14 protein-coding genes are annotated in these 20,589 nt (G+C 59.3%); 11 read left to right on the top strand and 3 right to left on the bottom strand.

Annotation, left to right across the window (positions count from 1 at the left end):
- The first annotated feature begins 4 nt into the window (after positions 1-4).
- The 3 genes from J3A65_RS04420 (at position 5) to J3A65_RS04410 (ending at position 7,073) form a co-directional block, all read left to right on the top strand.
- Positions 5-1,015: a hypothetical protein gene (locus tag J3A65_RS04420; RefSeq protein ID WP_209899768.1), complete on the top strand. Its 1,011-nt coding sequence runs from the start codon at positions 5-7 to the stop codon at positions 1,013-1,015.
- The gene (locus J3A65_RS04415) at positions 1,008-6,104 is read left to right on the top strand and encodes a hypothetical protein (protein WP_209899766.1); all 5,097 of its coding nucleotides are present in this window, start codon (positions 1,008-1,010) and stop codon (positions 6,102-6,104) included. The genes J3A65_RS04420 and J3A65_RS04415 overlap by 8 nt, the downstream gene beginning before the upstream one ends.
- A 759-nt stretch (positions 6,105-6,863) precedes the next feature.
- A complete protein-coding gene (locus J3A65_RS04410; RefSeq protein ID WP_209899764.1) occupies positions 6,864-7,073 on the top strand; it encodes a hypothetical protein in 210 nt (69 codons plus the stop codon).
- Positions 7,074-7,124: 51 nt separating this feature from the next.
- Here the strand turns inward: J3A65_RS04410 and J3A65_RS04405 are convergent.
- Both J3A65_RS04405 and treS read right to left on the bottom strand, forming a co-directional pair.
- Positions 7,125-8,224, bottom strand: a protein-coding gene (locus tag J3A65_RS04405) for an IS3 family transposase (RefSeq protein ID WP_209899056.1) whose coding sequence is annotated in 2 segments (ribosomal slippage) — positions 7,125-7,972 and positions 7,972-8,224 — 1,101 coding nt in all. Because the reading frame shifts where the segments join, the coding sequence is not laid out codon by codon here.
- 505 nt (positions 8,225-8,729) lie between these two features.
- Positions 8,730-10,796, bottom strand: coding sequence for a maltose alpha-D-glucosyltransferase (gene treS, locus J3A65_RS04400; RefSeq protein WP_209899760.1), 2,067 nt, complete (start codon positions 10,794-10,796; stop codon positions 8,730-8,732).
- A 524-nt stretch (positions 10,797-11,320) separates the two neighbouring features.
- On the opposite strand from treS, the gene J3A65_RS04395 reads away from it, so the two are divergent.
- From J3A65_RS04395 to J3A65_RS04365, 7 genes are all read left to right on the top strand, one after another.
- Positions 11,321-12,448 carry a transporter substrate-binding protein gene (locus J3A65_RS04395; RefSeq protein ID WP_209899757.1) on the top strand — a complete coding sequence of 376 codons (1,128 nt, stop codon included), beginning with the start codon at positions 11,321-11,323 and terminating at the stop codon, positions 12,446-12,448.
- Positions 12,445-13,026 (top strand): ANTAR domain-containing protein, encoded by a 582-nt coding sequence (locus J3A65_RS04390; RefSeq protein WP_062577661.1) that lies wholly within the window; start codon positions 12,445-12,447, stop codon positions 13,024-13,026. Before J3A65_RS04395 ends, J3A65_RS04390 begins: the two co-directional genes overlap by 4 nt.
- Entirely contained in the window at positions 13,026-13,874 is an 849-nt protein-coding gene (locus J3A65_RS04385) for an ABC transporter permease (RefSeq protein WP_209899754.1), read from the top strand. The genes J3A65_RS04390 and J3A65_RS04385 overlap by 1 nt, the downstream gene beginning before the upstream one ends.
- Positions 13,874-14,794 (top strand): ABC transporter permease, encoded by a 921-nt coding sequence (locus J3A65_RS04380; protein ID WP_209899750.1) that lies wholly within the window; start codon positions 13,874-13,876, stop codon positions 14,792-14,794. Before J3A65_RS04385 ends, J3A65_RS04380 begins: the two co-directional genes overlap by 1 nt.
- A gap of 22 nt (positions 14,795-14,816) precedes the next feature.
- A complete protein-coding gene (locus J3A65_RS04375) occupies positions 14,817-16,445 on the top strand; it encodes an ABC transporter substrate-binding protein (protein WP_209899747.1) in 1,629 nt (542 codons plus the stop codon).
- A gap of 69 nt (positions 16,446-16,514) precedes the next feature.
- Complete coding sequence (locus tag J3A65_RS04370; RefSeq protein ID WP_062460040.1) at positions 16,515-17,459, top strand: acetamidase/formamidase family protein; 945 nt, start codon at positions 16,515-16,517, stop codon at positions 17,457-17,459.
- On the top strand, positions 17,456-19,141 hold the full coding sequence (locus J3A65_RS04365) for an ABC transporter ATP-binding protein (RefSeq protein WP_209899744.1): 1,686 nt from the start codon (positions 17,456-17,458) through the stop codon (positions 19,139-19,141). The genes J3A65_RS04370 and J3A65_RS04365 overlap by 4 nt, the downstream gene beginning before the upstream one ends.
- A 511-nt stretch (positions 19,142-19,652) precedes the next feature.
- Here J3A65_RS04365 and J3A65_RS04360 read toward each other — a convergent pair.
- Positions 19,653-19,862 carry a hypothetical protein gene (locus tag J3A65_RS04360; RefSeq protein WP_209899741.1) on the bottom strand — a complete coding sequence of 70 codons (210 nt, stop codon included), beginning with the start codon at positions 19,860-19,862 and terminating at the stop codon, positions 19,653-19,655.
- Positions 19,863-19,999: 137 nt separating this feature from the next.
- On the opposite strand from J3A65_RS04360, the gene J3A65_RS04355 reads away from it, so the two are divergent.
- Complete coding sequence (locus J3A65_RS04355; RefSeq protein ID WP_062577673.1) at positions 20,000-20,506, top strand: DUF427 domain-containing protein; 507 nt, start codon at positions 20,000-20,002, stop codon at positions 20,504-20,506.
- Positions 20,507-20,589 lie beyond the last annotated feature (83 nt).

Here is a 20,589-nt window from a genome sequence, read left to right as displayed (position 1 = left end):
GTTCATGAAAAAATTTATGCACCTCTTCCTTCGTCCGCGCTTACTGTGGCTTTCTCTCGCCTATGTTTCCGGTGTTAAGAAATCGCGCCTCTTCACAGTTAAGCCGAGGCCGAACGCGCCTTACCGGGCCATTGTCATCGGGTTGGATGAAGACTACTGGGCTCATTTCGACGCGGCATATCCGGAATTTGAGAAACTTTTCGCACGTGAAGATGTGCTGCTCTCTGAACTTCGTCTAGCGTTCACGTATGGCGACACAGCCGCAATTGTGTTCCACAGGACAAACAGGCGCAAGCTTGCTGCCTCGGTCGATGGCACAAATACCGTTGTTTTCGAGGGCACTGCAGCGCCTGTTCCGGTCCTGGCGAAAAACGGTGAGTATGCCTACGGATTTGCCCTGGACAGTGCCGGCAAGTGGCTTGCACCCAGACGGCCTACAGAGTTTTCCATCATTTTGGAGAACTTCAATTTCGAGGGACGCCAGGCTTTCTTGGATGAAGCAAGCCTGATCGTCAAAGCATTGAAGATAGAGCCTCCGGCCTCTGAAAAATGCCTAGTTATCACCCATAACAATGATGCGGAGGAGGTCCGGCAGCAAATCAACTCGGAGTTGCTCGAAGTCGCAAAGGCGACAGTTGCCGATGTTCCGCATTCTCTTTTCAGCTCCTCCGACGATGAATGGTGGAAGCCGGAAGTGCAGGGGGCCTTTATCGAGCTAATTCAAAACTGCACAACTGTCGTGACCCATAGCTCTCCGCTTGGAATGATCGCCTTGTTGGCGGGTCGCACAGTAAAAGTGACAGGTAGGCCAGTTTGGGCCGGGTTCGGGCTGGAGGGAGAAAATTCCAGCGTCTATCGCCGACGAAGCCTGACGATGACCGAATTTGCAGCGTTACTTATGTTCGTTTTATCGCGTTACGTAGACGATAGCGGCAATGTTGTTGACCCACTAGACGGGTGGGAACTTCCAATGGCGGCAAAGCCTTCAAAAGGAATTAGTTTGCCCAGTGGTTAAGGAAATTTCCATCCGCGAAGCAAGGAGGTCGGATTTCTTTGCAGAGAAGAGCAATCCCGAAAATCTAACGCTAAAGGTTATTTTTGACCACGTCAAAGTTCCGGGCAACCGGCGCGAAGAGTTAGCCGACGTCATTGATATCCACTTGTGGCAGCGTCAGAATATTCTAATTCTGGTGGAGGCGGATCAGGAATCCGCCGGTCAGATATTCCGGCACTGGCCGGTATCGGGTAACGCCGATGAAAGTGAATTGCTGGAAGCGCAGCCCGCAGTGCACGGCGCCTTAGATGCGGCTGACGACGCTCCGTTTTCTTTGACACTGCACGGGGCCGCAGAGCCTCATAGGTTTCGACCCAGCTTCTGGGATGTTTTCGGCAGTTGGCGAAGCCCGACGGATAGGTCCATCGCTTTCTGGCTGGACCATCAAGATCACAAGAACAAGAGATCGGAGCGAAAACGCGACGCGGTCGAAGCGCTGATCGCGGTCTGCATGCCTGCGGCTCTCGGTTCCACGGAGACAAAGAAGCAAATCTCCGACAATGAAGACGAGATCCTTAACGATCCTAAAATCCCCGAAGATGCGCGTCCCTGGCGTCTGCTATCGGCGATTAGGGGCGTAATCCAATTTACCCGATGCAGAAAGGAAAGTGCGGCTTCCAATCCCAACCGGTTCCGGCCGGCCTTTGCCGATTTCTTCGCGCCCCGACGGGACCCCGCTGACCAGTCTATTGCTTTCTGGCTCGAGCATTGCGGCTACCATCGCAGACATGCCGACCGTGCCTACCCTGCCGTCGACGCTATGATTAAGACGCGCATTTCGTTGGTCCGCAGCGCCTCAAGAACGGTTGATCATCCTGTGGGCGACGTTCCTGCGGGTGTGGCCGACAGGGATGAAGAGTTCACGCATCAATTCTTTCCCCACGTAGGGCAGGCTTTCCCTGATACTACCCATCCCGCCTTGGCTCGAGATCAGTCCGCAGACCTTGAGTTCAGAATGTTTCGACCCAGCTTCTGGGATGTTTTCGGCAGTTGGCGAAGCCCGACGGATAGGTCCATCGCTTTCTGGCTGGACCATCAAGATCACAAGAACAAGAGATCGGAGCGAAAACGCGACGCGGTCGAAGCGCTGATCGCGGTCTGCATGCCTGCGGCTCTCGGTTCCACGGAGACAAAGAAGCAAATCTCCGACAATGAAGACGAGATCCTTAACGATCCTAAAATCCCCGAAGATGCGCGTCCCTGGCGTCTGCTATCGGCGATTAGGGGCGTAATCCAATTTACCCGATGCAGAAAGGAAAGTGCGGCTTCCAATCCCAACCGGTTCCGGCCGGCCTTTGCCGATTTCTTCGCGCCCCGACGGGACCCCGCTGACCAGTCTATTGCTTTCTGGCTCGAGCATTGCGGCTACCATCGCAGACATGCCGACCGTGCCTACCCTGCCGTCGACGCTATGATTAAGACGCGCATTTCGTTGGTCCGCAGCGCCTCAAGAACGGTTGATCATCCTGTGGGCGACGTTCCTGCGGGTGTGGCCGACAGGGATGAAGAGTTCACGCATCAATTCTTTCCCCACGTAGGGCAGGCTTTCCCTGATACTACCCATCCCGCCTTGGCTCGAGATCAGTCCGCAGACCTTGAGTTCAGAATGTTTCGACCCAGCTTCTGGGATGTTTTCGGCAGTTGGCGAAGCCCGACGGATAGGTCCATCGCTTTCTGGCTGGACCATCAAGATCACAAGAACAAGAGATCGGAGCGAAAACGCGACGCGGTCGAAGCGCTGATCGCGGTCTGCATGCCTGCGGCTCTCGGTTCCACGGAGACAAAGAAGCAAATCTCCGACAATGAAGACGAGATCCTTAACGATCCTAAAATCCCCGAAGATGCGCGTCCCTGGCGTCTGCTATCGGCGATTAGGGGCGTAATCCAATTTACCCGATGCAGAAAGGAAAGTGCGGCTTCCAATCCCAACCGGTTCCGGCCGGCCTTTGCCGATTTCTTCGCGCCCCGACGGGACCCCGCTGACCAGTCTATTGCTTTCTGGCTCGAGCATTGCGGCTACCATCGCAGACATGCCGACCGTGCCTACCCTGCCGTCGACGCTATGATTAAGACGCGCATTTCGTTGGTCCGCAGCGCCTCAAGAACGGTTGATCATCCTGTGGGCGACGTTCCTGCGGGTGTGGCCGACAGGGATGAAGAGTTCACGCATCAATTCTTTCCCCACGTAGGGCAGGCTTTCCCTAATACTACCCATCCCGCCTTGGCTCGAGATCAGTCCGCAGACCTTGAGTTCAGAATGTTTCGACCCAGCTTCCGGGATGTTTTCGGCAGTTGGCGAAGCCCGACGGATAGGTCCATCGCTTTCTGGCTGGACCATCAAGAGCACAAGAACAAGAGATCGGAGCGAAAACGCGACGCGGTCGAAGCGCTGATCAGAACGCAAATCTCTGCAGTCCGTGCTACCGAGTACTTCCTAGCAAAAGGGACCGCCCCAGGCAAAACCGACGAAAGCCGGACCAGTCCATTCCCTTTCCTGCGCCTTCGGTCGGCAGCTTACCTCGATACCGGCACCCAACCTTGGACCAAGGGCGACAACTCATGCAAATCGCGACTGACCAATTGGAAAGGGCTTTATGCCAGGGCGCTCGCCGGACGAAAGCGTTTCAGAATCCGGAGGATGCGACTAGGGGACTTCGGACGGGGGGAAACGTCCGGTTCGATATGGTTCTTGCAGAGGCTGCTGGACCATATGTTGCAGGAGCCAACGGCGGCGCTGTCCCCCTGGGGCAGGTATTTCGAGGGGCATAAAATTGGCCAACTGAGCATCTTAGAGGCAAAGGCGCGGGCAACGCGTGCGCCCGAGCATGCGGCCTTGATCGTCTTGGGCCTAACCTACGATGCGTTGTTGACCGGCGATTTACGGATGCTTTCCAGAGCGTTACCAATATTAGCAGGTCTGGCTCTCCATGCTGATTTCGTGGCTGCGCTTAACCTTGCAAGAAAGAATAGATCGCGTCAATACATTGAACTGATGGCTCTGGACGTGTTTGTTAAGGCGCTTACTGTCCAGGACTACGACGTCGATCTTGGAGCATATTCCGATGTAACCGTACATGGCCTGCCGTTGCTGTCGCTTGTGACGTATAGGCCGCGGGGGTGGGCACCCATTCCGGCCACGAGGCGGCTAGTTGCCGAGGGAAAAGTACCTCTGTCGATCCTCAGCCAAGGCAGTGCCAAGGACGATCTGGAAATCATAACGATTGGCCCAACGCTGATCACCGGCGACAACTCTGAGGCGTTCGATCACTGCTCGGCGTCAGGCCGCATCGGTTGCGTCGTTGACGCAAAGGCGCTGAGGATAGCCCAATACAGTGCGGATGAGGAGGCATTTAGCAAGCAAACGGCTAATGTTGCCAGCGCCCTCATCGCAGGCATCAAGGACCTCCTCGGTTCAAGCGAAGCGCGGACGTGGGTAAAGGCTCTGGAACTGCCTGTCGACGACCTTGTCTTCAAAGCTGCCTCCGAATTCTGGGGCGTAGTCTGCCACATTCGCAATAGCCCTGAAGATGGGCTCACGATCGTGACTGCGAGAAACAATCTACAGGCCGCGTTCTTCACGGCTCTTAAAGCGGGCGCTCATCCCAAGGCCGTGAGAATAGCTTCGCTCAATGGAGGCTTCAAGCCATCAGCGAACGACAGGGAATTGATCCGTCAGATCGCCGATATATTCTTTCACGACCCAGAGCCTATGGATCATGCATCCGCGCGCCTCGCCGTCTTCAAGGCTTTGGACAAGGGACTGGAAATAGCATTGCCGGCCGTCGCTGCCGGATCTGCGATGATTACAGGTCGCTTGCTCGACCGAAACTACAGTACCGACATCAAAGAGCTTGGCCGGGAGCTCCGCAAGAGTAATCGTGTGTTCTTCCTTCCAACGGTACGGCAACCGCTCTCGGACCAGATATCCAGCATCGTAGACTTCACGGTCGCCGACTGGCATGACGACATCATCAAGCAACCTGCTGACAGCCAATTTAATCCCATGGACAAGCTCCGGCCGCAACGGTGGCCTGCAATGCTGCCCTATCTCGTCGAGTTCGCGGTCCGCAACAATCTTCTGGATCTTGCCGGAATGGCGTTGCTTGTCGCGGCTGGGAAGAGGCTCGACGACTTCTTTCGTTCTAACATCTACAACTACATGCAAGCCGGGGCCGAAGCCGCGACAAGCGTGAGCACCATTGCGCCCGCCTTCGTTGTACTTCTCCCCGGCCGGGATTTTATTTCTCAAGTTGCCTGCTTGGTCGGCCGAGAGAAGGGTGTCCCGAGTTTCGATGTACAGACCGTTTTTGTTGGTCCCCGCTCGCGCTACAAGCCCACCATGGCGGACATACAGTTCACGATCGAAACGCAATCACAGGAACTCTTCACTAGCTATTTCGGTCTGCCTATCGAAAAGATAATGCTCTCCGGTTGTTCCAAAGTCGGCGTGGTGCAGGATGCGGCACGCCAGCTGGATCGAGGGCAAGTTCGACGCTCTGCACGAATGGAAGACAAGTTCTTGCTGGTGTTTGCCGGGTCGCCCTTCCTTGAGGAGGATCAAGCCATCATCTCGACCATAGCCGATCTGGCGGCCACCCTATCAGAGGTCCATCTCGGGATTCGACTGCATCCTACGGCCGACAAGAATTTTCCGGAGTTCTGCTCCGAGCTGAGCAAGGCTAATTCGTCAGTGTCGGTCTTGAACTCTCTCGACCTACCCGAGACGCTCACTGTAGCAGATATCTTAATCACGCGCTTTTCAAACGTTGGTCTCGAGGCGGCCCTCGCAGGGCGCGATGTCATTGCCTGCAATTTCAACAGCGCCGCGCCGCCTATTAGCTTGGATCACATGGGGGTCGCAACCATAGCCAGATCGCCGGAAGAGTTGTGCAGCTGTATCGAAGATTTCCGCATACGAGGAACGCGATGGAATGCACTGCAAGAAAGCAGGAGAACTTACCTGGGAAAAAACGCTCATTTTTTCGCAGGCGCACCGGCCGCTAATATGAGCAGGCTGATCGCCGATCACTTGCGATCTTTTCGACGCTGAAGCAATATTTTTCAGCATGTGGACCCGACTGACCGATCTTCTCGCGGAGGAAGGCACGATCCTAAACACGTCCCGTCACGGTCGGAAAGTTTACGTTGCAGCAAAACTCTTGGCTTAATTCCACTTCTATGTGGGGATTGACCAAGTGGCTGGAATTTAGGGCGTTTTGTTGCCGCCGTTGCAGCGTGGGGATAGAATGTCGATCGTCTTCACATCCTGCCGGGTCAACTTCGATGGACGATATCCGATTCGACGAGATTTTCACGAGCCACTCGTTGATGCCTCGATCATGCAGTCCGTCGAATTGGTCGGCCGTCCAATTCCGGCTTCGCAATGCAGTTGTCGAAGCGCTGACCGCCGTCCGCTCGCAGGTTCTCGCCGAGCGGCGCATCTTGCCCCAACCGAATGAGAAAGCCGGAAGTCTGGCTTACTGTATAGTTAACGGACTCCTCCGGTGGAAAAGTCACGGCCGCTACTTTCGCTTATGCCACCTTCAGATGTTGCAACGGACGACGTTGCCTGCTCACTGACCGGCGAAGGCGTCGAAAGGTCGTCCAGAATTTCCTGCTTTACCTACTTCGGGTTTTCCTATCGTGGACCATATGAGATTAGTACTAATCCGGCCGCACAGATGGTCGACCTGCTTTTCACGCGACATCGTCTCCCGGAGGAGTGGGCCGATGCGGTGTTCAGGGAGCTTGTCACGCGGCCGGCGTCGGAATTCGAGTTTCGGCATTCCTTATTCGACTGCGATTTCGAATGACGGCTCCAACGGTGGAATACCGCGTCTTCGGTAACGTAGCTGTCACCGAGAGAAATAGTAACGGCGGCGCCACTGAACCGCTCGAAGCTGACATCGCGATCGTTACGCTTAGCTGGGAAACACGGTTCGCGGCTTTAGGTGATCATCTGGATCTGAAGGTGAAAAAATTGTCGTTCTCGACTTTGCCTTCAAAGATGCTGACCTGAGACCCAATCTCCCTCCAGTTTTCGGGAGAGTCTTGGATTTTTAATCTGGCCTCATGCGGCCTGTTTTTCCATGGCCATTTTCATTGCGAATTCGCTGGGGGTGATATTGCCCAGCGACGAGTGCGGTCTGTTTCTGTTGTAATCCTCCTTCCATGCAGTGATTGCGGCGCGGGCCTGAGCGAGCGACGAGAACAGCGTCTCGTTCAGGCACTCGTCGCGGAAGCTGCCGTTGAAGCTTTCGACGAAGCCGTTTTGCATCGGCTTGCCGGGGGCGATGTAATGCCATTCGACCTTGCTCTCCTGGCACCATTTGAGGATGGCCATGCTGGTCATCTCCGTCCCGTTGTCCGAGACAATCGTCCTCGGTTTTCCGCGTCTGGCGATGAGACTATCCAGTTCACGGGCAAGCCTTGCGCCTGACAGGGATGTATCGGCGACCAGGCATAGGCATTCGCGGGTGAAGTCGTCAACGACGGCCAGGACCCGAAAGCGGCGACCGTCGGTGAAGGCATCGCTGACGAAGTCCAGGCTCCAGCGCTCATTGGGACGCGAGGGCAGAGCCAGAGGACGCCTTGTCCCCAAGGCTCGCTTCCGGCCGCCGCGCTTGCGCACCGTCAGCTTCTCCTCCCGATAAAGACGCCGAAGCTTCTTCAGGTTCATGACGATCCCCTGCCGGTCGAGCATGACGTGGATACGGCGATAACCGAAGCGGCGTCGTTCAGATGCCACCTTCTTCATCGCCTCACGAATGGCCGCATCGTCAGGCCGCACGCTGCGATATCGCATGCTCGACCGATCCACCGACAGAACCTCGCACGCCCGACGCTGGCTCACCCCATGCTGCGCACAGACATGAGCCACCGCATCCCGCTTCACATCGGGCGTCACCATTTTTTTGCAGCGACATCCTTCAGGATCGCATTGTCCAGCATGGCTTCGGCGAGCAGTTTCTTCAGCTTGGCATTCTCGTCCTCAAGCGCCTTCAGCTTGCGCGCATCGGACACGTCCATGCCGCCATACTTCGCCTTGTATTTGTAGAAGGTTGCGTCCGAGATGCCGTGCTTGCGGCAGACGTCCGCCGTCTTCGCGCCCGCCTCCTGCTCCTTCAATATCCCGATGATCTGTTCTTCCGTGAACCGTGAACGCTTCATTCGTCCGTCTCCTTGATGTGACGGACTCTACCAAAATCTGGAGGAAGGTCAGGGGCTCAGGACAGACTTTGTCGAGGAACTGGGTGGCTCGCGTGTCGCCTATTGCACCCTTGGCGACCGGGAGATCGCGGCGACCCTGCCACCTGGAGACCAGCAACTGGAAGGCCGGTCCGTCTGGCTGACCCTGCCGCCAGAGGCACTGCACCTCTACGACCGGATCACAGGACAACGCGTCGACGTGCCGGTCCATGCCGCCAGGAGCAGCATCCCGAGCGCTTTCGAGCTGTCCATGTGATGTGATGCATGGAGGCAGCTTAATGTCGCCCGCTTGGTCCTGCGATCGGTTGCCACTCGACAGGAGGTGAAGGCGTCAGAGATCCCGAATCGTTGGATCACCGCCGGCCAAGCCGTGCAAAATCCCGGCAAGTATCGCGTTCGCAAGCGGGTTGTCGACCCACCAGCGAACGCACAAGCGCGGCTATTTGCAGAGATAGGCGCGTGACATTTAGAGCGTAGGGAGCGTTCCAACAACTCTGAGGGATAGACCCTCGTAGGGCTCGAGATTGATAGTCAAGGCGCCATCTTCTGTAAGGTCGCCTTCGATCGACTCCGCAATCATGTCGACGACAGGTCCTGGCCTGACGTTCTGCAAGATCACGACTTCGGAGATCGCCGAGGAGCTGAAATTCAGGGCGGTCACCTGCGTGCCTCGTAGATCCGGAAGTTCGTGGACCATGATGAGCAAACCTGGGGCGGTGGTATCAGGTATCGAGACTTGTCGACTGGCCGCGATCCCATGAGCTTCCCGAACGGCCAGCAGGCGTTTGAGCTGCGAGGCAAACGAGTCCGGCTGCGCGAGCTGCTCGCTAATCGGGCCGTATAGGGCGCGGGCACGCGGCATGCCGTCGGCGGAAAACTCCTCGCCAGAGTTCTGACCCGTCAGATCATAGGCGCCGCGTTCGATCCAGCGGGTGTCGCCGTCGGCCATCAGGTGCTGCACCTGAGCCGGCGTTAATGGCAAAGCGCCGACCAGATCCCATCCGGAAAGCGCGAATACGCCCGGCTGAAAAGCGTTGTACATCACCAGCAGAAGGTGAATTTTCTGAATCAGCTTCGTCGTCTCGTCATCGATGCTTTCCAGGTCGGCAATGTCGAGGGCTGCGGCAATGACGCTCGCTGTCGTGCAGGCGATTCCGTTCGTGACAAAGGGAAGGTTATAGGGGGCGTTAGGTCCCGAAAGGCGCTCGCGTATTACGTCGCGAATATGCATGCGCAGCGTACGCCCCTGCCAAGTCTGGCCGGCAAAGGTGTAAATATCGTCTGCATGCAATGTCCAGAAATGCACGAGTTCCGTCGTCAGTTCATCGTGATTCTGAAGCGCATGAATAAGCGACGCAGGATCGATGCCAAATTCATGGACCATCCGCAGCATCATGCGCAAGAACTCGGTATTGCCTGTCAACAGCGCGTGATGATAGGCCGGGCGCGTGATAAAATCGTAGGACAGATCCGCTCCACCCTTCGACATCGCGGCAATATCATCGATCGTCAGGTTAAGCTCCTGAAACGAAAACCCGCCGGCCTTGCGGATCATGCCAGCGAGCAGTGCGTTGCCCGTCACGGAAAGCGGATGGCTTTCCGACCATGCCGGCCCCTCCACTCGGCGCTCGACGCCGAGAAATCCATTCGCGTCCAACCGCAGGCCACGGGCGCCCATCTGGTCGATCGAATGCAACGCATCGCCGATGATCATCTGTTGCGCGGCAAATGATGGATCCAGCCAGTTCAGGCTCGGCTGCCCCTCCTTGAAGTAGTGCAGGTAAACCCAGCGGCGCTCCTTGCCGTCGACGCCGGTAATAGGGCCGGTCGCACTCCAGTCCGTCTCTTTGACGCCGGGCTCGAAGAAAATGACCCGCTGGAGCTGGCCGACAATCAAGCCACGATCCCTCAGGTAGTCAACGGTATCGGCAGGCAGGTTGACCGCCTCCCGGCCCTCAGGCACGTCCGGAAGACGCTGCCATTCTTCCTCTGGAATTTCGACCATGTGATAGAGACCAGGGTAGGTCGAATGATTCATTTCGGCGAGCCGAAAATCCGGACCCTTGCCCGTGTGTGAAGGAATGACATCGTCAATGACAATGGCGTTGTGTGCCGCCGCCATGCGGCTGATGGCAACGAATTCCTCGTTCGTGCCGAAAGTCGGATCGATGTCGAAGCTTATTCTGTCGAAATTGCCGTCGATCGTCGGGCTGTAGACGCCGTCTTTCATACTGCCGGCACGTTTCATCGGTCCCGTGTGAATACCGCGTACGCCGATCGCCGAAAGGGCTGACCACAGATGTGCGTCGCCAAGGGTCTTGAGAACGGATTCGCCGGGCAACGGGATTACCGAAGGGGGATAGGCCGTCATCCATACCGATGCGATCGATGAAGCGACACGAGGCCGCGCCTCTGCATAGGGCCGCTGCCATAGGCGCGACTGCCCTCCGTATGCCTCGGCAAATGTACGTGCTTGTTGCAACATCGACAAAGCGACGAGCTCTTCGATTGATTCATTGCTTGGTAGCGTCATTAATGCCTCGAAGCCGGAGCGGGAGTACAGGGATTATTGCAGGCCGGTTCAGGTAGCAAGCCTCCCGAAAAGAGCCTGCCTATTGGAAACTGCATCCTCACTTACCCCGGAGTTGTCGGTTCTACCAACAGACTTCTTGCTTTCCTCACACCCAAAGCGTCCGAACACCGATAGCGCGACATCCTTAAATCCAGGTTTCGCGGTGCCCAGTAAAGAGCGGAGCTGCCGGCACACCCACTCGGCAAACCGCGTAAGTACCGAGTCGATGGTTCCTATCGGTTCAAGGAAACCGAACATCCTCGATCAATTTGGCCAATTCGATTATTTGCTCCTCGCCAACACAGTCAAGTCGAAGACCCGTCGCACTTGACAACGCAGTGCTGCCTGTATTTTACTCAAGCTCGCGGAATAGGCATGCGCCGCCGCATCACATGACTTTGATTGTCTCCAGGCAGTTTCGCCTCACATCGCCCCGCCCCGTGCGGGATCTGCGTTGTGGGGTTTTTTGGTTTTGGTGCACCCGCATGAACGACCCGATCAAGATTGGCATTCTCTTTTCGACAACCGGCCCCTATGGGTCGATGGGTCGGGACGCGCGCGACGGTGCCGATCTCGCGATTGCCGAATTCGGCGACGCGTCTGATGGCGGCGTCGATGCTGTGTTCTTCGATCCACACGCGGATCTTGCCGCCTATCTGGATGGTGCCCGCAATCTGCTACGACAGGGATGCCGCCACATCGTCGGCACCATCACCTCGGCTGCCCGCAAGGAAGTCCTGCCGCTGATCGAAAAGCATGACGGTCTTCTCTGGTACATGTGCCCCTACGAGGGGTTCGAGGCCAATGAGAGCGTCATCTATCTCGGCGGCTGTCCGAACCAGCACCTCCTGCCGCTGTTCGAGTATCTGATCCCCCGCTATGGCAAGCGGCCCTATCTGGTCGGCGCCAACTATGTCTGGGGCTGGGAAATGAACCGGCTTGCGCGAGAACTGGTGGGCAATGCCGGCGGCGAGGTTCTCGGTGAGCGTTACCTGCCGCTTGATGAAACCGCCGTCGAACGGATCATCGCGGAGATCGAGCAGCGGCGTCCGAGCTTCATTCTGAACAATCTCATCGGGCCGTCCAGCTATGCGTTTCTGGCCGCCATGCGGGCGCTGGCTGACAGGGATCCTGCGTTTCGACCCGAGGTCTGCCCGGTCGTCAGCTGTGACCTGATGGAATGCGAACTTGCCGATATCGCGCCGGGTGCTGCCACCGGGCAGCTGTGCGCCGCCTCCTATTTCGATACGCTGGCGACGTCCGAAAACCGTCGCTTCAAGCAGAATGTTCATGCGAGGTTCGGCGAGCGCCGGGTGTCGAGCGTCTTTGCGAGCGCCTATACGGCGGTCAAACTGGCGCTTGCGGCGATTGCTGCCGCTAAAACCGACGACCCGCGGGCCGTGCGACAGCAGCTCAGCCGGCAGCCCTGGCCGAGCCTGTTTGGGCCGCTTGCCATCGATGCGGAAACCAACCATGCGGCGCTGCCCTTCCATCTCGGCCGCATCAACAGTTCCAACAGTTTCGACGTGATCGCTTCGCGGCCGCCGCTTGCGGCAGATCCTTATCTCACCGGCGGCAACCGTCTGCAGCCGAGACTGCGGGTGGTGTCATGAGGCAGACCCCGACTTTCGCCGGCTCAAAGGTGACGATTCTCCACCGCGAGGACGGCAATACCGAAAAGCTCGTGCGCCAGCTTCGGCTGCTCGGTGTCGAGGCAAATGTCCAGTGGGCGCCGCTGTCTTCAGGCGATCTGCCCGACATCGTCATGGTCGATGCGGACCAAGGCTGGGACGATCTCCTGCCGTTCGACAGGCAGGCGCCGCTTCGCCCTGTCGTGGCACTGCTCGGATCGGAAGCTCCCGGTCGCATTGCCTGGGCGCTGTCGCAAGGGGCGGGCGCCATCATCGCCAAGCCCGTCGCCAGTTCCGCCGTCTATCCCGCGCTTGTCATGGCGCTGTCCATCCAACAGGAGCGCGAGGAAGCACAGGATCGCATTCGGCATCTGGAGGAGCGCTCGCGCCTGAGGCCGCTGGTCTATGCGGCGGTCGAGCGTCTGATGGTCTCGCATGCAATCGGCGAGGATCAGGCCTATCGGACGCTGCGCGAATGCGCGATGCGCCGCCGGTTGCCGATGGAGCAGATCGCTGCCTTTATCGTCGCAGGCGCCGAACCGCTCCCGGAGGCAATCTGATGCGGGTGATGAAAGAGCTTCTGAGGCAGCCGGTCGCGTTGTTCGGCATTCTCATCGTCTTGACGGTCGTCATTGCAGCGCTCGCCGCGCCGATGATCGCGCCGTTCGATCCTGACAACCAGATGTTCGACGGGCTTTCGCTCGAAGGTGCGCCGCTGCCGCCGGGCGGACCGTTCCTGCTCGGCACCGACACGCTTGGCCGGGACCTGTTCTCGCGTCTTCTCTACGGCGCCCGCACATCGCTGATCATCGGGCTCGTCGCCAATGGCGTAGCTGTTACCATCGGGCTGTTCGTCGGCATCGTCGCAGGCTATGTGCGCGGCTTCTTCGGCAAGCTCTTGATGCGCTTTACCGATCTGATGATGGCGTTTCCGGCGCTGCTGCTGGCGATCGTGCTGGCCGCCCTGCTTCGCCCGAGCCTCTGGATCGTCGCGATGGTGATCGCGCTGGTCAACTGGGTGCAGGTGGCCCGCATCGTCTATACCGAAACCCGCGGGCTGGTGGAGCGTGACTTTATCATGGCCGAACGCTCGCTCGGTGCCGGTCACGGGCGGATCCTGTTCCTGCATATCCTGCCGCATCTGATGCCGACGGCGATCGTCTGGGGGACGCTCGGCATCGCAACGACCGTGCTTCTTGAAGCGACGCTGTCCTTCCTCGGAATCGGCGTACAGCCGCCGCAGCCGTCCTGGGGCAATATCATCTTCGAGAGCCAGAGCTATTTCCAGGCGGCACCGTGGCTGGTGTTTTTCCCCGGCGCGATCATCCTTTTGACGGCACTCTCCTTCAACCTCGTCGGTGACGCCCTTCGCGACATTCTCGATCCGACGCAGCGGGGGCGAGGCTGATGGCGATGCTCTTTCTCCGGCGCCTCGTGCAGATGGCGCTGATCCTGCTCGGGGTCGCGGCGATCACCTTCGTGCTGCTCTACGCCCTGCCGGCAGATCCGGCCCGGATGATTGCCGGCCGCAGCGCAACGGCGCAGACGGTCGCCAACATTCGCCGGGAACTCGGCCTCGACCAGTCGTTGCCGGTGCAGTTCTGGTCCTATCTCTCCAACTTGCTGCAGGGCAATCTCGGTCGTTCCTATGCGCAGAAGACGGAAGTTGCGACGCTGATCGTGGCGCGGCTGCCGGCCACCCTGACGCTGATGTTTTCCGGCATCGTCGTCGAAGTGGTGCTCGGGCTGACGCTTGGAACGATCGCTGCCGTCCGCCGCGGCGGGTTCGTCGACCGGGTGGTGATGATGGCATCCTTTGTCGGCGTGTCGGCGCCGCAATTCGTGGTGGCGCTGCTGCTGCTTTATGTGTTTGCCGCGACGCTCGGCTGGTTTCCGATGAGCGGCTACGGCACGTTCTCCCATGTGGTTCTGCCGGCCGCCACGCTCGGCGTGCTCGGTGCCGGCTGGTATGCCCGCATGGTCCGCTCCGCCATGATCGACGTGCTGAACCAGGATTACGTGCGAACGGCGCGCGCCAAAGGGTTGTCGTCGCGCCGCATCACCTTGCGCCATGCGCTGCCGAACGCCGTGCTGCCGGTCATCGCCATGATCGGCATCGACATCGGTCAGTTCATGGGCGGTGTCGTCGTTGTCGAGGCCGTCTATGGCTGGCCGGGCATCGGCCAGCTGGCGTGGCAGGCGATCCAGCAGGTGGATATCCCGATCATCATGGGCGTGACGCTCACTTCCGCGCTCGCCATCATTCTCGGCAACCTCGTTGCAGACCTTATCGCGCCGGTCATCGACCCGCGCATTAGAACCCGCTGACAGCAACAAAAAGGGGAACGACATGTTCAAACGCTGGCTTCGAAACACAACCGTTGCAACCATGGTGGCAATCACCCCCGTGGGCACCATGTCCGCAATGGCGCAGGGCGCACCGCAGCAGGGCGGCGATATCGTCGTCACCTACAAGGACGACATCACCACGCTCGATCCCGCGATCGGCTACGACTGGGTCAACTGGTCGATGATCAAGAGCCTTTATTCGCGCCTGATGGATTACGAGCCGGGCACGCCGAACCCGGTGCCGTCGCTCGCCGAAAGCTTCGAGGTCGCTCCGGACGGGCTGACCTACACGTTCAAGCTTCGCAAGGGCGTGAAATTCTCCAACGGTCGCGAAGTCGTCGCCTCCGATGTCAAATACTCGATCGAGCGTGCCGTCGATCCGAAGACGCAAGGCCCCGGTGCCGGCTTCTTCGGCGCCATCAATGGCTTCGAGGACGTGACGGGCGGCAAGTCGACGACATTGTCGGGCATCGAGACGCCGGATGCCGGCACGGTCGTGTTCAAGCTGTCGCGCCCGGATGCGACCTTCCTGCACGTGCTCGCCATCAACTTTGCCTCGGTCGTGCCGAAAGAAGCCGTCGAGGCAGCCGGTGGTGATTTCGGCAAGAGTCCTGTCGGCTCCGGCACCTTCACCCTCAAGGAATGGACGATCGGCCAGCGTCTCGTGTTCGAGAAGAACCCGGCCTATTACGTCAAGGACATGCCGCATATCGACAAGTTCACCGTCGAAGTCGGCCAGGAACCGCTGGTCGCCCTGCTGCGCCTGCAAAAGGGCGAAGTGGATATCGCCGGTGACGGCATCCCGCCGGCAAAGTTCCTGGAAATCAAGAACTCGCCCGACGGCGCCCAGATGATCGTCGACGGCGCGCAGCTGCATACCGGCTACATCACGCTCAACACCAAGATGAAGCCGTTCGACAACGTCAAGGTGCGCCAGGCCCTCAACATGGCGGTCAACAAGGATCGCGTCGCACGTATCCTCAACGGTCGCGCCACGCCCGCCAACCAGCCGCTGCCGCCGCTGATGCCCGGTTACGACAAGTCGTTTACCGGCTATGCCTACGACGTTGCCAAAGCCAAGGCGCTGCTTGCGGAAGCGGGCTTTGCCGACGGTTTCGAGACGGTGCTCTACTCGACGAACACCGATCCGCAGCCGCGCATTGCGCAGGCTATCCAGCAGGATCTGGCGGCAATCGGCGTTAAAGCCGAAATCCGGGCGCTTGCCCAGGCCAACGTGATTGCTGCCGGCGGAACCGAAGGCGAAGCGCCGATGATCTGGTCGGGCGGCATGGCGTGGATCGCCGACTTCCCGGATGCGTCGAACTTCTACGGCCCGATCCTCGGCTGCGCGGGCGCGGTACAGGGCGGCTGGAACTGGTCCTGGTACTGCAACAAGGATCTCGATGCCCGCGCCGTTGCGGCAGATTCGATGTCCGATCCTGCAAAGGCTGCCGAGCGTACCGCTGCCTGGGGCAAGGTCTTCACCGACATCATGGCCGATGCGCCATGGGTTCCGGTCATCAATGAGCGCCGCGTCGTCGCCAAGTCGCTGCGCATGGGCGGTGCCGACAACATCTACATCGATCCGACCCGCGTCATCAATTACGACGCGATCTTCGTGAAGCAGTAAGCCTTCTCGGAGTTACCCTCCCGGCCATGCAGCCGGGAGGGTTTCCGTAGGAATGAAGGGAGAGACCCTATGTGCATAGCCTGTACCCACACCATTCATCGCGCCCAGCATAATTTCGGCTGGAACAAGGATTTCGAACCGGCGGTGGTCGCGAAACCGGGCGAGACGATCCATTTCGAGTGCCTGGACTCTTCCGGCGGCCAGCTCGGTCGCGATGCGACGCTGGAGACGCTGAACAGTCTCGATTTCGGAAAGATCAATCCGGTTTCCGGACCTGTTTATGTGGAAGGCGCCAAGCCCGGCGACGCGCTAAAGGTCACGCTGCGCAAGTTTATTCCGTCAGGCGTCGGCTGGACGGCCAACATTCCGGGCTTCGGTCTTCTCGCCGACCAGTTCAAGGATCCGGCGCTGCATGTCTGGACCTATGATACCGCAACCATGGCGCCGTCGCTGTTCGGCCCCGGTGGTCGGGTGCCGCTGAAGCCGTTTGCCGGGACGATCGGTGTCGCTCCTGCCGAACCGGGCACCCATTCGGTCGTGCCGCCGCGCCGGGTCGGGGGCAATCTCGATATTCGCGACCTGTCGGCCGGCGTCACGCTCTACCTCCCGGTTGAAGTCGAGGGTGCGCTGTTCTCGATCGGCGATACGCATGCCGCCCAGGGCGACGGCGAGGTCTGCGGCACGGCGATCGAAAGCCAGATGAATGTCGAGGCGACGATCGAGCTGGTCAAGGATGCGAAGCTCCAGTCCCCGCGCTTCACCGTGACCGAGCCGGTGACCCGCCATCTCGACGGCGCCGGATACGAAGTCACGACCGGCATCGGGCCGGACCTGATGACCGGTGCGCGCGAAAGCGTCATGCGAATGATCGATCTGCTGACCGTCGAACACGGGTTGAACCCAGTCGATGCCTATATGCTCTGCTCGGTCTGCGGCGATCTCAGGATCAGCGAGATCGTCGATGCGCCGAACTGGGTGGTGTCGTTCTATTTCCCGCGGATCGTCTTCGCGTGAACGAGCATTCCGCAACAGCTGCGATGCCGATCCTCAGCGTCCGCGATCTCGATGTCGATGCGCGGACGCCCGAGGGGCGCAAGCCCGTTCTGCGAAACGTGAGCTTCGATCTAGCGGCGGGCGAAACGCTCTGCATCGCCGGCGAATCCGGGTCGGGTAAATCCGTCACCTCACTGTCGATCATGGGATTGTTGCCGAAGGCCTCGCTGACGGTGACCGCGGGTAAGATCCTGCTCGGCGATCGCGACCTGACATTGCTTTCCGATCGGGCGATGCGCGCGGTGCGGGGCGGCGATATCGCCATGATCTTCCAAGAGCCGATGACCTCGCTCAATCCCGTGATCTCGATCGGCACGCAGCTGACCGAAGCGATCCGCGAGCATCAGGGCCGAGACAATGCGGACGCCGTGGCGCTGCAGATGCTCGATGCGGTGCATATGACCGAACCGGCACGTCGCATGAAGCAGTTTCCGCACGAGCTTTCCGGCGGCATGCGGCAGCGGGTGATGATCGCCATGGCGCTGTCCTGCCGGCCGAAAGTGCTGATCGCCGACGAGCCGACGACCGCGCTCGACGTGACGGTACAGGCGCAGATCCTGAAGCTGATGCGCGAATTGAAGCGCGAGTTCGACACCTCGATCATCATGATCACCCACGACATGGGCGTGGTGGCGGAAATGGCCGACCGCGTCGTGATCCTGCAGAACGGCAGCATCGTCGAGCAGGGCGGCGTCATCGATATCTTCCACCGGCCGCAGGCGGCCTATACGCAGCAATTGCTGGCCGCCGTGCCGATCCTCGGTGCGCATGCGGGAACCGACGGTCCGCCGCGTGTCTCGGCCGAGCCGAAGCAGCCGCTTGCCTCGCCGGATCGGTCGCCGGTCCTCAATGTCCGCGATCTCGGCGTCAGCTATGGCAGCGTTGCCGGCCGGATTTTCAAAGGCAAGCCGCCGGTGAATGCGGTCAGCGACGTCGCCTTCGATATCCTGCCCGGCGAGACGCTGGGTCTGGTCGGCGAAAGCGGATCGGGCAAATCGACCACCGGAAAGGCCGTCCTCGGGCTTATTCCCTTCACCGGCCAGGTGATGATCGACGGCCGCGAGATCGGCATGCTCAGCCAGCGCGATATGCAGGCTGTGCGCCGCTCGGCGCAGATGATCTTCCAGGATCCCTATGCCTCGCTCGATCCGCGCATGGCGGTCGGTCGGGCGATCGCCGAACCCTTGGTCATCCACGGTATCGGCAACAGAACCGAGCGGAAGGACCGGGTCGCAGACCTGCTTCGCCGCGTCGGGCTGCCGCCGGAGGCTGCCAGCCGGTATCCGCACGAGTTTTCAGGCGGCCAGCGCCAGCGCATCTGCATCGCCCGGGCGCTGGCTCTCGAACCCAAGCTCATCGTCGCCGACGAAAGCGTTGCGGCGCTCGACGTCTCCGTGCGGGCGCGCGTGCTGGACCTGATGCTGGAATTGCAGGAGACGATGGGGATCGCCTATCTGTTCATCAGCCACGACATGGCAGTGATCGAGCGCATGTCCCACAATGTCGCGGTGATGCGCGGCGGGTCGATCGTCGAGATGGGCCGCCGCCGCGACGTCTTCGAACAGCCGAAGAACGACTATACGCGGGCGTTGATGGCTGCCGTCCCGATCCCCGATCCCGCTGCGCGTCGCCATCACAGTTAAGGCGACGCGTATTCGTGGATTGCCTGACCTCGATGCGGGTCCGTTGCCAACCCTTGACGGAGCAACCAGGCAATCGCCTCATCTAACCTCGACTTTCGCATATTTGCTGATCCGCGCACCAACGCCCTACGGTCTCAGAAGTCGCTTTGAACCGCCGGCGCTTCTCCCGCTCCATTCTCTCCTGTTCCGACATGGGGCGGTTCGCGGAGGCCTCTTTTTCGAGACGACTGCGTTCGCGGGCCTTGTCGCGGAAGATCGCGACGGTTGAGGCCATCGCGCCGATTTCGTCTGATCTGCCTTCGCTATATATCAAGAAATCGACGTTGCGGTGCGCAAGCGAGCGTATTGCCTTTGCAATCGCGTTGAGGGGGACGGTGACGCTGGCGATGACGGCCCAGATTGAGAGGGCGGCGAGAACCAGTGCAGATCCAAGTCCGATCATCTGCAGGTAGGGAAAGCTGCCGGCAGCCTCCGAGACATCAGCACCGATCGTCTTGTTCTGTGTCTCCTGTTAGTCGATGAAGCGGTTGATTGCGGCCAGCCATTCCACGAAGTATGGGCGGGCCTTTTGCATCAGCAGGACTTGAGCGTCTGCACTGTTCCCGTTGCGGACAATAGAGATTATCTGAGCGACGACCGGGTTTGTTTTAGCCTGTATGTGAGCAATGTCGTTGATAATAACCTTCTCATCAGCTGATGTGTCGGCGCGCTCGCCCAGCATCTTGTTGAAATGCGCCGGCGGCTGCGGCGCAGGTTGAATGTTTGTTGAGACGGCCGATTGCGAGGACCAGCCATGTCGCCCTTCCGCCCTTGTAAATTACCGTCGCTGATGCATCCTGGCACGGACTGGAGGACATCATGGCTACACTTACTTATCCCGTTCCAGACCCATGCCTGCCCGGGCAGGAGAGTGTCTGGTCTTTCCCGAGGCCGAGCATCGCCCAGCCTGTGCGCAATCATTTGAAAATCATCTACAACGGCCGCGTTCTCGCGGAGACGACGGCCGCAGTGCGCACGATCGAAACAAGCCATCCGCCGACCTATTATTTTCCGCCCGCCGACGTAGATCTCTCTATGCTGCTTGAGAGCAGCAGCAGGTCGATCTGCGAGTGGAAAGGACAGGCGCGCTATTTCGATATTCAATCAGGCGACAAAACGAGCAGGAACGCAGCCTGGGCCTATGCGCATCCCACGACATCCTTTGCCCTGATTAAGGATTTCATAGCCTTCTACCCAAAGGCTATGGACTTGTGCCTCGTAGACGACGAGGCCGTTGTGCCCCAGGCCGGGACGTTCTACGGCGGATGGATCACCTCAGCCGTTGCTGGGCCGTTCAAAGGTCCGCCTGGGACAGAGCGTTGGTGAATGGGGCCAGACAACGTTCAATGGGCTTGCGATGTACCAGCGACGCTGCAGACCGATAGACGGCAGAGTTAGCTTAGAAGACC

Source organism: Rhizobium sp. PvP014 (assembly GCF_017876855.1).
Taxonomy (GTDB): domain Bacteria; phylum Pseudomonadota; class Alphaproteobacteria; order Rhizobiales; family Rhizobiaceae; genus Neorhizobium; species Neorhizobium soli.
This window is presented reverse-complemented; position numbering and strand designations above follow the sequence as displayed.

What these genes read in the sequence shown, in the direction of transcription:
- treS (WP_209899760.1), bottom strand. Translation starts at nt 10,796, where the DNA reads ATGACGCTACCAAGCAATGAATCAATCGAAGAGCTCGTCGCTTTGTCG.
- J3A65_RS04355 (WP_062577673.1), top strand. Translation starts at nt 20,000, where the DNA reads ATGGCTACACTTACTTATCCCGTTCCAGACCCATGCCTGCCCGGGCAG.
- J3A65_RS04370 (WP_062460040.1), top strand. Translation starts at nt 16,515, where the DNA reads ATGTGCATAGCCTGTACCCACACCATTCATCGCGCCCAGCATAATTTC.
- J3A65_RS04360 (WP_209899741.1), bottom strand. Translation starts at nt 19,862, where the DNA reads ATGCTGGGCGAGCGCGCCGACACATCAGCTGATGAGAAGGTTATTATC.
- J3A65_RS04410 (WP_209899764.1), top strand. Translation starts at nt 6,864, where the DNA reads ATGACGGCTCCAACGGTGGAATACCGCGTCTTCGGTAACGTAGCTGTC.
- J3A65_RS04420 (WP_209899768.1), top strand. Translation starts at nt 5, where the DNA reads ATGAAAAAATTTATGCACCTCTTCCTTCGTCCGCGCTTACTGTGGCTT.
- J3A65_RS04395 (WP_209899757.1), top strand. Translation starts at nt 11,321, where the DNA reads ATGAACGACCCGATCAAGATTGGCATTCTCTTTTCGACAACCGGCCCC.
- J3A65_RS04375 (WP_209899747.1), top strand. Translation starts at nt 14,817, where the DNA reads ATGTTCAAACGCTGGCTTCGAAACACAACCGTTGCAACCATGGTGGCA.
- J3A65_RS04380 (WP_209899750.1), top strand. Translation starts at nt 13,874, where the DNA reads ATGGCGATGCTCTTTCTCCGGCGCCTCGTGCAGATGGCGCTGATCCTG.
- J3A65_RS04385 (WP_209899754.1), top strand. Translation starts at nt 13,026, where the DNA reads ATGCGGGTGATGAAAGAGCTTCTGAGGCAGCCGGTCGCGTTGTTCGGC.
- J3A65_RS04390 (WP_062577661.1), top strand. Translation starts at nt 12,445, where the DNA reads ATGAGGCAGACCCCGACTTTCGCCGGCTCAAAGGTGACGATTCTCCAC.